Raw genomic sequence first — 13,211 nt, 5'->3', positions numbered from 1 at the left:
TTTTTATACCAGTCTCTCCGATTACACGTATGGGAAACTCACAGTCCAGGCTCGGTAAGCTGAAGCCGCTCAGTAAGGTCCTCGTTCTGGGTGTCGTCTACGTCGGCGTGCTGGCTGCTGGTACGGCAGTCTCACAGGTGAAACGCGGCGTCGACCTGGCGGCCGGTCATCTCCGGACGGCCATGCGCCGCGGGCCACGCGAGAAACAACCGGCCCAGTGATGGGCTCCCGGCGGGCAGTCCGTGTAGCCCACCGTGACGGCGCTATCGGAGGTCGGGGTCGGAACCGGGCGCGGTTCGTCGGCCCGAAACCCGAGCCACAGCGAGATAGCAGAGTCTGAGCATCCGCACTAGCGGATAGCAGTAACTGACGGAGGAGGGGAGGGCCAGCCGCTCGATGTCGGGGCGGTCCGGGGTGGTCAACCACCGCCACCAGAACCGAGCCCGGTCGCGTCTGCGTTCCATCATCCGGCTCTGTATCCGCTGGGTGGCGAAATTCTGCGGGAAGTCCGGGTCGAACAGCTGCTCCACCGTGGTCCCGTAGATGTCGTCCATCCCGGCGTCTTCCCGGAGGAGCCCCTCGACGGGGTCGGGAATCGGGATGTCGAACAGTTCGTGTGTGAGAAGCGGTCCGAGCGCGACCATCCGCCGACAGTTGTGTCGTCGCGCGCGCCGCGCCACGGCTGCCCAGTCGATTTCGGACTGGTGTTGGACAGCGGCCAGGTCGACGAGCCACTCGAGTCGCTCCCAGTGGTGTCGCGAGCCGTGGACACAGATCATCAGCACCCGGTCTTCGACCGACAGCACCGGTATCTCTCGTCCGGCGATCTCCGCGCGCTCGGTCCGGTCCCAGAAGCTATCCAGCGTCAGCGACGTGGGAAAGTGGACCGAGACAACGCGCCAGTGGAGCTCTATCTCGACCCCTTTCTCCTCGTTGAAGAACGGGTAGTCGCGACAGTACCGGGTGTACGCTCGCTGCTGTGCGGTCGAGAGCCGCTCGGTCGACTGCTGCCAGTACCGCGGGGCGTACCCCCGGTCCTTGAGGAGCGACCTGATTCGGGGTATCTCGTCGCGCTCGACCAGCAGATCCAGATCACCGAACCGCCGCAGCGCGACGTCGCCGTAGGCCTGCTTTGCGAGTACCGGCCCTCGATACGGCACTGCTCTGATGTCTTCCTCGGCCAACATGGTCAGCACGCCCAGCAACTCGTTCATGTATCTGAGATTCCGTCGACTCGTGTCGTTGGCCACGCCCCGAAGTTCGTCCAGCACCCACGCGGGCACGAGTTCCGTATCTCTCTCCGAGGTTTCCTGTTCCGAGGTTTCCTGTTCCGACGAGGCAATAGGCTGTTCCGACGGGGCCGTACAGTGTTCGGCCAGGGCCCTGTAGACGAGCGGGTTGGTCCCGTGTCTGTTCGAGAGCGTCAGGAGCGCCTCCCAGTCGATATCGGCGTCGACGGCCTCCGGCGATATCGCGGTATCTCCGACGACAGTCCGCGCACAGTCCAGCAGGAGCTGTTCCTCTGGCGCGCGGGCCGTCTGATAATCCGTGCTGGGAGTCATTATTCGAGCTGTAAACTACTGTAAAATACTACGCGCACTATTCAATAAATACATTGTGGAATCGGTGCATCGACGCTGCGGCCGGAAGCTGGGATAGCGGGACCGCTTTACCGTCTCGCTGGAGCGCTCCAATCGCGGACCGCAATCTTAGAGTTTATGTACTATCGTGTTTAATTAACCGGACACTAGGTGTGACAAGTGGGGGGCATCACAGAAACAACGTCAGTCGTAGCCGATGAGAACTGCCTATCGACCACACTCGATGGTGAAACAGTGATACTACACGTCGATGCCGGTGAGTATTACGGATTCAACGAAGTCGCGAGCGACGTCTGGGACACGATACAGGAACCACAGACGGTCGGAGCTATCTGCGACGTCGTGGCCGAGGAGTACGACGTCGAGTACGCCCGTTGCCGGTCCGACATCGACGAACTGGTAACGGACCTGCTGGAGAAAGATCTGGCACATATCGTCGACAACGAGTAAACAGGTGTGGAGATGGGGAAACGGGAGACTATCCGGGCACTGACTGCGGGCGACCTCGCTCGGCTCGGCACAGCGTCGGTGCTGTTGCTCTGTTGCTGGGGCGGGGTGGTGGTCTCGTTTGCACGGCTCCGAGCCGCGCTTCTCTGGGCGGCAGACAAAGCCAGAGTACCCGGGAGCCCGTCACCGTCGCGGATAGTCTGGGCAGTACACGTCGTAGACCAACGGTTGCCCGGCGAGCGAAAGTGCCTTGTCAGGTCGCTAACGGCCGAGGTGCTGTTGCACCTGTACGGGTTTTCGCCGACCCATCGCATCGGTGTCGACCGAACGACGGAGGGGGACATCCAGGCACACAGCTGGTTGGTGTGGAACGACGACGTGCTCATCGGCCAGCTCCCTGACCTCGACAGCTTCGAGGAACTGCCGCCACTCGGACAACGGTGACTCACCGGCACGCCGGGGCTGCGGACAATCGTGACATCTAGATGATTGTTCTGGTTGCCGACGCACGTTCCCCGGTGGATTACACGGGTAAATACCTGATAGTTCGGGAAGAATACCCCCCTATATTTTGAATTTTAACCTGATTATATAATTACTGTAGGAAGAATCATAAGTTATATACGCACGTTGAATCTTTGATACACTAGCTATAAGTTCAGTCTGATGGGACTAAAAAATTAGTTCCGTCGTCATGAACAGCAAGGGTCATCCGGGCCGAAGGGGGCCGACGCTCTCCGGGAGTTCGTCCCGGTGTCCGGACCCAGACAACAGCATCCCAAACGAAACACCATGGCCGAAGCTAGTCAACGACAGAACGGACGAGAGCTACACGCCGATGACAGCACTGCAAACGGGTGGCTACTGGGCGCGGAGAGCGACACCCAGCCCACCATCAGTGTGGTCATGCCAACGCTCAACGAGGAGGACGGAGTCAGAGAGTGTATCGACCGCGTACGGACCGCACTCGATAGAATCGGGACCTACGGGGAAGTGATAATCAGCGACAGTTCGACGGACCGAACACCCGAGATCGCCCGCGAGATGGGTGCTATCGTCGTGGAGCCCGACGGAAAGGGGTACGGGTACGCCTACCGCTACGCCTTCGAGCGCGTCAGGGGCGATTTCGTCGTGATGGGCGACGCCGATACGACGTACGATTTCGAGAAGATACCCGAACTGCTGGAGCCCGTTCGAGACGGGGACGCGGACATCTGTATGGGGAGCCGACTCGAGGGCGAGATTCGGGACGGTTCGATGCCGACGCTGCATCAGTACGTCGGAAATCCGCTGTTGACCGCGTTTCTGAACGCGTTCTACGATGCCGGCGTCAGTGACGCACACAGCGGCTTCAGAGTGTTCTCGCGGGAAGCACTGGAAGAACTCGACCTGAAAACCGACGGGATGGAGTTCGCCAGCGAGATGATTATGGACGCCGGCGCTCGGGACCTCGACATCGAGGAGAAGCCTATCGTCTATCACGAACGCGAGGGCGAGGAGACCCTGGACAGCTTCCAGGACGGCTGGCGCCACGTCCGGTTCATGCTCGTGAACGCGCCCGGCTATCTGTTCTCCGCTCCGGGCCTCGTGCTCGGCCTGCTGGGAATCGCGATCATGGGGACCGCAGTCTCTGGCGTCTCGTTTGGCGCCGTGACCCTCGGTCCCCACTCGATGATCGCCGGGAGCCTGCTCACACTCGTGGGCTTTCAGGTGTTGAACATGGGTGTGTTCGCGACGGTTACTTCGGACCCGATTCAGCAGCCGTCCGACCGACTGACGTCGTGGCTGTCACGGGGTCTCAGGCTGGACCGCGGTGCCACTGTCGGACTCGCACTCTTCGGCGCCGGGACCGTCTACGCCGCGGTGCTCGTCAGCCAGTGGGTCACGAGCGGCTTCGCCCAACTGCCGCTGGTGATGGCCGACATCCTCGCGTTCACGGCCATCGTGCTGGGCTTGCAGACCGTGTTCAACTCGTTCCTGATGAGTGCGGTCAACGCTAACTCGTAGCTCTGCGATGGCCTGTCCGTGTGTTTCAGCTGCTGGCAGCGGACGTATCGCGGCACCCGGAGGCCCGGAGTTGATACGAGAGAACCGGACACCCGTACAGGTCAGCGACGCGCTGACAGCGGCTGTGATATCTCCCTGCAACCGGGAGTTACTTTATCCTTCAGTCGGTCGTCCGACAGGCCACACGAGAGACGAGTGAGACAGCATGGAGGAGGAACCGTCACTCAGAGAGAAGCTGGCCGCGATTCGGTTGGTTGTGGGGTACAGACCCGGTTTTGCGGCCGGTATCGTGGTTCTGAACCTGATTACGGCGGTGTTCGAGGGTATCGGACTGGGGTTGCTACTCCCGGTCATCGAAGCAGCACAGACGGGTGGTGACTTGCGACCGGGAACGTCCGGTGTCACCGGCTACTACTTCGCGGCGTACGAGATTCTCGGAATCCCGTTCAGCTTCGAGACGATCATCCTCGGCCTCGCAGGCGTGATGACGGTCCGGTACGCGCTCTCCTTTCTCACCGGCTGGCTGCAGGTGAAGTTACGGACCGAATACATCTGCCATCTCCGCCAGCAGTGCTTCGATAACCTCCTGTCGGCCGAGGTGTCCTTCATCGACAGGGAGGACAGCGACCGCATGATGAACATCATCGTGACCGAGATCGCCAAGTCCTCGGGCGCCATCAACCAACTGCTCAGTGTCGCCCAGACCCTGTTTTTCGTCGGGATTTACCTCGCGCTGGCGCTCTCTATCGCGCCCGTGCTGACTGTCGTGGCGATGGGCCTGCTGGGGGGTGTCGTCGGTCTCACCCGCTACGTCGTCCAGCCGAGTTACGACATCGGCGACCGCGTCGCGAACGCGAACGAGCGCATTCAGGGGCTGGTCAACGCGGGGATGCGCGGCATGCAGGAGATCAAACTGTTCAACATGTCCGAGACGCTGACCGACGAGTTCAGGGACGCCCACTCGGAGTTCTTCCGGACCAATCTCGCGCTCGCCCGGAACCAGACGGCCCTGAACAGCGCCACCCAGTGGCTCAACGCGCTCGGGCTGTTCGGCGTCATCTACATCGCGATCGGGTATCTGGACCTGTCCTTTGCGTCACTGGGGCTGTTGCTCCTGACGATGTTCCGGCTGTCGCCACAGATCAGCTCGCTCAACGACAATATCTACCGGCTCGACGGGACCTTGCCACACATCGTCCGCAGCCACGAACTGATAGACGAACTCGACCGGCACGCGGAGAGCTCCGGCGGAGAACCGGCGCCCGACCCCGTGACCGACGTGTCTCTGGACGGAGTGTCGTTCCGGTACGACGACGACGAGGGAACCGATATCACGGATATCTCGCTGCGGGCCAGCCGGGACGAGACGGTCGCGGTCGTCGGGCCCTCGGGCGCGGGCAAGTCGACTATCGTCTCCCTCATCGCGCGCCTCTACGACCCGGACGACGGGGCGGTCCGGGCAAACGGTGTGGACCTCCGGGGAGTCGACCTCGATTCCTGGCACCAGCGTGTCGCTGTCGTCCCGCAACATCCGTTCATCTTTAACGAGACGCTCCGATACAACATCGCTATCGGGAATCCGGACGCGTCCGACGCGGAGATCGAGCGCAGTTGCGAGGCGAGTCAGGTGTCGGCGTTCGTCGACGAACTCCCGGAGGGACTGGACACAGACCTCGGTGACGACGCCGTCCGGCTGTCGGGCGGGCAACGCCAGCGGGTCGCCATCGCCCGCGCGCTGCTCGCTGACGCCGACGTGTTGTTGCTAGACGAGGCGACGAGTGAACTCGACGGGCCGACCGAGGACGCTATCCTGCGGGGCATCGACGGGCTGAATCAGGAGTACATCACCGTCGTCATCGGTCACTTCCTCTCGACGGTGCGGGACGCCGACCGGATCTACACTGTCGTCGACGGCGAAATCGTCGAGACCGGGAGCCACAGCGAACTGATGGCCAACGACTCCCGGTACGCCCAGCTGTACGGCTCACAGCGCGAATCGACGCCACAACAGTGAAGACACGTCGCGGTGGTCCCGGAACGGTTATTATTGAGCGGGACGACGATTGAAAAATACATGTATCTGGACCCGGTAGTACGGGCCAGACGACCCCAATTGCATGAACACATACGCCACATACGGAGTGACGATACGGTCGGAGTTCGACCTGCCAGAGTTGCCGACGCTGAGCGAGCCAACCGAGGATACTGACGTCGTCTTCCGGCGGGGTGCTGTCGAGCCGGTGCCGGAGTCGGTCCCCGGCGAAGGCGGCCGCCGTATCGTGGCCGACCCCGGTCAGTGCCGGCTCTCGTATGACTCGTATGGCTCGTTTCTCGTCGAAAACGGCCGAACGGTGACATACGACCCACACACGCCGGACGTCGTCGGGACGAAAGTCGTCCGCCGACTGCTGGAAAACGAGATGCTCGGCGTGTTGCTCCACCAGCGCGGCCACCTGGTGTTGCACGCGAGCGCCGTCGAAATCGACGGCCGGGTGGCGTTGTTTCTGGGACCGCGTGGCGTCGGCAAATCGACCACGGCGGCGGCGTTTCACGCCGACGGCTACGCCATCATGGAGGACGACATCGTCTGTGTCCGCTTCGAGGACGGGGTGCCCGTCGTCGTCCCCGGCGTGCCGGAACTGCGGTTGAAACCGGACGCAGTCGAGGCGCTCGACCTCGCCGAGACGCGGACGTACGCGGACGACGGCGGGTCGGACAAGCGGTATCAACGCTTCGAGGACACCCCGGACCCTGCACCCGTCGTAGCCTGTTACATCCTCACGGAGGGGGAGTCGGTGTCGCTGGACGACGCCTCCGAGAACGACCACCTGTTCAGCCTCATCGAGAGCACCTACACGCGTGGGCTACTCCGGGAGACAGAACAGACTGACACGCACTTCGGGCAGTGTGCGACGGTCGTCGAGACCACGAACTGTCGGAGGCTCACCCGTACCGACGACCACGCGGCGCTGCCGTCGCTCATCGAGCGTGTCGTCGACGACATAAAAAGTACCGAGCGTTCCCACCGAAACGGGGAAACGGTCGGTGATTAACCGAAGATCGAACCAGTCAGCGACGTCGACGAACTGTACTCGTCGGAGCCGCTACCGCTCTTGTTCGTACCGCTACCTTCAGTGATCGATTCGACTGACCCGTATTCGTTAACCTCTGGTGGCTTGTATGTCATTCTGTCGTCACCTCGGTATTAGATACTCCACCCTCACTTGTAAAAATAACCCTTTAACATCGTAAAATCGCTCCGAAGTGCCTGATATATCCGGTATCCGAACGGGGGCCCACAATCACTGCGAGTTGTCGGTCGAACACGCCTCGGTTCCGACTCGGAACCCGATGTCCGGCTCGGCCAAGTAACCGCTTGTCCCACCCCCAGTCCCCCACGGACTGGCAAAAAATGTGGTACTCGTGCGTCGTATTACGAGAAGACTGAACCCGTGAGTCCAGTCTGCGACGAGTACTCGTCGGAACCGCTCCCCGTTTTGTTCGTCCCACTACCCTCGGTTATCGTTTCGACTGAGCCGTACTCAGTCACTTCTGGTGAGTTATATCTCATGCCAGTGCGCCTGTAAAATAATCCTCCAGCCATATAATTTTTGTGCTAGAGGTCTTCTAGGGCCAATCCTTGTGTCATATTCTGTGCCAGCGTGCCCGATGTCCATCTACCGCGCTGGGACCGACGCCGGAACCCGGATACGACGCGCAGTTCGGGCGCCCGAATTCGAGTGGTCCCTGCAAAGCAGTCGGGCGGATGACAGTCTCTCGCCGTCACCGGTTAATTTATCTCTCATAAGCAAGAATGAAACCTTATTTGCCACCCTCAATTCACGTGTTCACTCTGGACTGCCTGCGAAAGTCGACGTGTTCCGAGTCGACGACGCCCTTCGTCGACTCGCTACCGGTACAGTGGTCCCGGTGTTACTCGTCCGGAACCTGGACGGTCCCGTCGCACGTGTCGCTGTTCAGCGGGCAGGACGTCGTCGACCACGACTGCGCGCGGACGGGCGACACGTTACCCCCACAGCGTGCGACGCTCCCCCGCACTGCGAGCGACCACGGATACTCGACGGCGATTTTCAGCGAGAACCCGAGCTTCAGCGCCCGGACGGGGTTCCACCACGAGGTCGACACTGTCCACGACGACATCCAGTCGAAACTCCGCTTCTCGGAGTTTTCGCCCTCTGGCTACCTGACTGACCCGAGCCCGCGAACCCTGCTGTCGCTGGCCGGTGGGCTCCTCTCGCGGCCGCGTCGCGTTCCGAACGCGCTCAACACGGTGTACGCCGCGTACCGACGGTTCGCCGGGGCCGACCCGTCGTACCCCCACCACGGGCGACGCGTCGTCTCGCACCTGAACACCTACCTGCGCGAGCAGTCGGGTCCGACGCTGACCGTGACGAACCTGCTGGACCCGCACAACCCCTACTACGGCACCCCGCCCGGCGTCGGGAACGACCACACAGACGAGGAGCGCGAGGCGCTTCGACTGGCCGGCACGAACCTGCTCTATCTCCTCACGAACGAGGAGCCACCGCGGGCCGTCCGCGAGGGCTACGGCGACTGGGAGCGGTTCTACCGGGCGAAAGCGGAGCTATACAGGCTCTTCGCCCGTGAGGGCGACCGGGTGTTACAGCGCTGGGCGCGCGACACGGCGGCGTTCCGGGACAGCCTGGTGGTGGTCCTCGGCGACCACGGACAGCTGTTCGGTGCCGACGGGATGGTCGGCCACCACACGTCGTTACATCCACACGGAATTCACGTTCCGCTCGCGGTCGACCCGCCGGCCGACTGGGACCGCGGCGACCGGAGTATCACCGCCCCCGTGTCTATCGCCGGCGTGGGCAGCGCCCTGACTGGGGTCGCTGCCGGCGAGATAACGACGACAGAACAGCTGGTGACTGCTATCGGCGCCGACAGCCGTGGACCGACAGGTCGCGTCACGGCCTGTGTCGATGGACCGACCCTCTCCCTGCCGCCGCTGTACGAGAACAGTCGGTTCGACGACGGCCGCATCGACGAACTGGCGGTCCGAAAGGTCGCCAGTATCGGGCCGGACCACGTCGACGTCTACCGGTGTCCCTGGGAGCGCACGGACATCGAGGCGACCGCCTACACGTACGGTCCCGACGAGCGCTCGCTCACACCGGACCGGGAGACGCCGCCGCCCCCGGAGCGTGTGGCGTCGTGGCTCACACGGCAACACGACCCGACAGCGACGGCCGAACGTCAGGTCGACGCGCGACTGGAGGCGCTTGGCTACCGCTGAGTCGAACACCCAATAATTTATCTTTCGGTGCGACGGAATTATACCAATGCACGCTGGGTCGGTTAGCAAGCCCGACTACGCCTCGACACGGGTGGGCTACCCGTGAGCGGAGTCGTCGCACTGTTCGACCGGGACGGAGGCGTCGCCGCGGGCGACCGGGTCACTCGGATGCTGGAGGCTATCGACCACCGCGGTCCGGACGGGAGCGGTGTCTGGGACGCCCCCGCCGCGGGACTGGGCCACCAGCATCTCCACACGACGCCGGAGTCGACAGCTACCGACCAGCCAACACGGGAGGGAGACTGCGTCGTCGCCGCGGACCTGCGACTGGACAACCGCGACGAGCTTCTGGACGCGCTCGAGTTCAGCGACCCGCCGGCCCGCGTCGCCGACTGTGATATCGTTCTGGCGGCCTACCGGAAGTGGGGTCGGGAGTGCCCGTCGAAGCTCTACGGCGCGTTCGCGTTCGTCGTCTGGGACGGGGACCGCGGGCGGCTGTTCTGCGCCCGCGATCACTTCGGCGTCAAACCGCTGTACTACCACTGTTCTCCCGAGCTGTTCGCCGTCGCATCCGAGCCGAAAGCGCTGCTGACACTCCCGCAGGTCGACGGTCGCGTCGACCGGGTGGCGGTCGGTGACCTCCTGTTGCACACTTTCGCCGACACCGAGAACAGCTACTTCGAGTCGATCTCTCGATTGCCCCCCGCCCACGCGATGAGCGTCGGGCCGGACGGGGCACAGCAGTGGCAGTACTGGTCGCTGGACCCGACGCGGACGGTGACGCTCGACTCTGACGCCGCCTACGAGCGCCGCTTTCGCGAGCTGTTCGAACAGGCCGTCTCCTGTCGCCTCCGGGGGAGCGGCGCGGTCGGGAGCGACCTCAGCGGCGGGCTGGATTCGACCGCAGTCACGCTGATGGCACGGGAAGTACTCCCGGACGCGGAGCCGCTCCACACGTTCTCGAACACGTTCGACGAGGCCCCCTCCAGCGACGAACGGGAGTTCTTCGGGACCGTAACCGACCGGGCGGGCCTCGTCTCGCACTGCGTCTCCCTGGACGAGACCGGCGCGCTCGTCGATAGCGACGAGGTGCTCGCATACCTCGACCACCCGCCCCACAACACCATGCATTTCGCGAAGTGGGAACGGCTGAAACAGCTGGACGCCGCCGACGTGTCCGTTCACCTGACCGGGGAGATGGGCGACAGCGCCGTCGGCTACGGGTTCGGGGCCCTGCCACAGTGGCTGCGGACCGGGCGGTGGCTCAGGCTGTGCAGGGAACTGCGGGCCATGGGCGACGTCGTCGGCGCGTCGCCGGTGACGCTGTTTCGGGAGAACGCGCTGGACCCGCTCGTCCCGACCGGCCTAGAGCGGTGGTACCAGTCACTGCGGGGGGAGCCGGTGCTCGCGGAGGCCGCGAACCCGACGCTGCGGGAGTCGTTCGTCGAGCGATACGGCCTGCAGGACCGTCTCAGAGCCCACCAATCGGACGGCTCAGTGCTCAGACGTAGCGGCCGACGGTGGCAACACCGGTCGCTCACGTCCGGGCGCATCACGGCGACGCTCGAAACGATAGACATGCTGCACGCGCCGTTCGGCATCGAGCCGAGACACCCGTTTACCGACGTTCGCCTCGTCGAGTACGCTCTGGCGATACCACCCACGCAGCAGCTCAAAGACGGGTACACGCGCTCCGTCATGCGACGGGCGCTGGGTGACCTGCTACCGGAGCCGATACAGTGGCGCCCCTGGAAAACGATGGTCGGCGAAGCCTTCCGGAACGCGCTCGCGAACGAAGACGAGGCGTTACAGCGGGTCGTGCAAAACCCGGGCCCGCTGCGTGAGTTCCTCGACGAAGCCGAGCTGCGTGGCGCCTACGACGGTTTTACCGAGACCCGGGACGCGAGGGACGCCCGCTCGCTGTGGAAGGCGCTGGCGCTCGGTGCCTGGCTGGACGCCCGCGGGGACGGGGACCGACAGTCAGCCCCACGCGTCGAGCCAGACCGACAGTGAGAGCGCCCGCCAGAGCGCGCGGCCGTCGCGGGAGTTCCGTTCGGTCTCGAACCGGTCGAGCGACTCGTGGAGCGCGTGGGCGTCGACGAACGGCGCCAGCGCTCCCGGCTCGTCGGCCAGGTCGACGAGGCGCCCTCGGTCCCGTTCGAGCGCGTTCCAGAACGCCTCGTTCGTCGGCGTCTTCCAGGGGCGCCACTGTATCGGCTCCGGCAACAGGTCACCCAGGGCTCGCCGGCCGATGGACCGGGTCCACCCGTCTTTGAGCTGCTGTGTCGCCGGCATCGCCAGCGAGAACTCCACCAGCCGGTGGTCGGTAAACGGGTACCGCGGCTCGACACCGAACGCGGCGTGAATCAGGTCGAGCGCCTCGAAGTTGGTCGCGTTCCGGCCGGTCAGCAGCGACCGGCACTGCCTGCGTCTGGCTCGCGGGGTCAACGCCGCCCCCCGCAACTGCCGGGTCTCGTAGCGCGTCCTGAGACCGATTCTATCGGCGAACGCTTGATCGATGGTCGGGTTCTCGTCGGCCAGTGACCACTGGGTCCCGTTGACCCGTCGCCGTACCCGCAGGACCGACTCGGGGACGACCTCCGAGAGGGCGTGCCTGACGAACAGGTGCCGAACCGGCGCGTCCACGAGCCCGCTCATCGCACTGAGCTCGCGGTACAGCGACCCCCACCGACCGGTCCACAGCAGCTCCGGCAGCAACCCGAGCCCGTAGCCGATGGCGCTGTCGCCCAGCGCGCCGCCGAGGACGGTCGAGACCCCCACGTCGGCGGCGCGTTTCGTCCGCTCCCAGCCGGCAAAGTGCATGGTGTTGTGTGGCGGCTGGTCGAAGTGGGCACGCAGTCGTGCTTCGTCGACCAGCGCGCCCACGTCCTCCGGGAAGATGTAGTGTGACTCGATGCCCTCCCTGCTCGTGACCGCTTCGATGTACTCCCGTTCGTCGCTGGAGGGGGCCTCGTCGTAGACGTTCGAGAACGTGTGTAACGGCTCGTCGTCGGGGAGTAACTCCCGTGCGACGACGGTTATCGAGGACGAGTCCATCCCGCCGCTGAGCGCCGACCCGACGGGGCCGTCGGTTCTCATGCGGCTCCGGACCGCCTGTTCGAACAGCTCACGAAAGCGGCGCTCGTAGGCGGCGTCAGAATCGAGCGTCACCGTCCGCGTCGGGTCCAGCGACCAGTACCGCCACTGCTCTGTCGTCTCCGTATCGACTGTCATCGCGTGGGCGGGGGGCAGCCGGTCGAGCGACTCGAAATACGTCCGCGACGTGTCCTCGTACAGTTCGACGAGGAAATCGCCGATCTTCACTTCGTCGATATCACCCGCAATCGAGGGGTGGGCCAGCAGTCCCTTTTTCTCCGAGGCGACGGCGAACAGCTCGGGAGAGCGGTGGTAGTACAGCGGTTTGACGCCGAAGCGGTCGCGGGCACAGAACAACTGGTCCCCGTCCCAGACGACAAAGGCGAACGCGCCGGCCAGCCGAGAGACACAGCCCGTCCCCCACTGCCTGTAGGCCGCAAGGAGCAACTCGCTGTCCGGAATCCGTTCCGGCGGGCTCGACAGCTGGAGCTCCGACAACAGCTCCGGTCGGTTGTCGAGGCGCGCGTCTGCGACGACGACGGTGTCCCCGTCGCGACAGGGCTGGGAATCGTAGCGCCCTTCGGGCGTGGACCGGAGGTGCTGATGCCCGAGGGCGACGCCGTCACCGTCCCAGCTATCGCTCCCGTCGGGACCGCGGTGGTCCATCGCCCCCTGCATCCGCTCGACCGCGCTCCGGTCTACGGCCGAGCGGTCGCGATTGTACAGGGCGAGGATACCGCTCATGGCTGCTCCCGCACCGTGAGTGTCGCTCCAGTGGC

At 64.1% G+C, this 13,211-nt stretch carries 10 protein-coding genes; 8 read left to right on the top strand and 2 right to left on the bottom strand.

Annotated features, from left to right (window positions below; translation table 11 throughout):
- Window positions 1–29: 29 nt before the first annotated feature.
- Window positions 30–221 carry a hypothetical protein gene (locus NDI56_RS18930; protein WP_310921309.1) on the top strand — a complete coding sequence of 64 codons (192 nt, stop codon included), beginning with the start codon at window positions 30–32 and terminating at the stop codon, window positions 219–221.
- Window positions 222–263: 42 nt separating this feature from the next.
- Here the strand turns inward: NDI56_RS18930 and NDI56_RS18925 are convergent, their stop codons facing one another.
- Window positions 264–1,562 carry a nucleotidyltransferase domain-containing protein gene (locus NDI56_RS18925; protein ID WP_310921308.1) on the bottom strand — a complete coding sequence of 433 codons (1,299 nt, stop codon included), beginning with the start codon at window positions 1,560–1,562 and terminating at the stop codon, window positions 264–266.
- 273 nt (window positions 1,563–1,835) lie between these two features.
- Here NDI56_RS18925 and NDI56_RS18920 point away from each other — a divergent pair, with 273 nt between their 5' ends.
- From NDI56_RS18920 to asnB (NDI56_RS18890), 7 genes are all read left to right on the top strand, one after another.
- Window positions 1,836–2,051: a PqqD family protein gene (locus tag NDI56_RS18920; protein WP_310921306.1), complete on the top strand. Its 216-nt coding sequence runs from the start codon at window positions 1,836–1,838 to the stop codon at window positions 2,049–2,051.
- A gap of 12 nt (window positions 2,052–2,063) precedes the next feature.
- A complete protein-coding gene (locus tag NDI56_RS18915) occupies window positions 2,064–2,492 on the top strand; it encodes a lasso peptide biosynthesis B2 protein (protein WP_310921305.1) in 429 nt (142 codons plus the stop codon).
- Window positions 2,493–2,840: 348 nt separating this feature from the next.
- A complete protein-coding gene (locus tag NDI56_RS18910; RefSeq protein ID WP_417936044.1) occupies window positions 2,841–4,055 on the top strand; it encodes a glycosyltransferase family 2 protein in 1,215 nt (404 codons plus the stop codon).
- Window positions 4,056–4,260: 205 nt separating this feature from the next.
- Complete coding sequence (locus NDI56_RS18905) at window positions 4,261–6,069, top strand: ABC transporter ATP-binding protein (protein WP_310921302.1); 1,809 nt, start codon at window positions 4,261–4,263, stop codon at window positions 6,067–6,069.
- 103 nt (window positions 6,070–6,172) lie between these two features.
- Complete coding sequence (locus tag NDI56_RS18900) at window positions 6,173–7,108, top strand: hypothetical protein (protein WP_310921301.1); 936 nt, start codon at window positions 6,173–6,175, stop codon at window positions 7,106–7,108.
- Window positions 7,109–7,899: 791 nt separating this feature from the next.
- Window positions 7,900–9,336 (top strand): sulfatase-like hydrolase/transferase, encoded by a 1,437-nt coding sequence (locus NDI56_RS18895; protein ID WP_310921300.1) that lies wholly within the window; start codon window positions 7,900–7,902, stop codon window positions 9,334–9,336.
- Between the two features lie 102 nt (window positions 9,337–9,438).
- Window positions 9,439–11,349 (top strand): asparagine synthase (glutamine-hydrolyzing), encoded by a 1,911-nt coding sequence (gene asnB, locus NDI56_RS18890; RefSeq protein WP_310921299.1) that lies wholly within the window; start codon window positions 9,439–9,441, stop codon window positions 11,347–11,349.
- Here the strand turns inward: asnB (NDI56_RS18890) and asnB (NDI56_RS18885) are convergent.
- Window positions 11,317–13,176 (bottom strand): asparagine synthase (glutamine-hydrolyzing), encoded by a 1,860-nt coding sequence (gene asnB / locus NDI56_RS18885; protein WP_310921298.1) that lies wholly within the window; start codon window positions 13,174–13,176, stop codon window positions 11,317–11,319. The two genes, asnB (NDI56_RS18890) and asnB (NDI56_RS18885), sit on opposite strands and share 33 nt — an antisense overlap.
- Between the last annotated feature and the right edge of the window lie 35 nt (window positions 13,177–13,211).

Source organism: Halomicroarcula saliterrae (genome assembly GCF_031624395.1).
Classification (GTDB): Archaea; Halobacteriota; Halobacteria; order Halobacteriales; family Haloarculaceae; genus Haloarcula; species Haloarcula saliterrae.
Note: the sequence above shows the minus strand (reverse complement) of the source record. Positions and strands in the feature narration are given on the sequence as shown.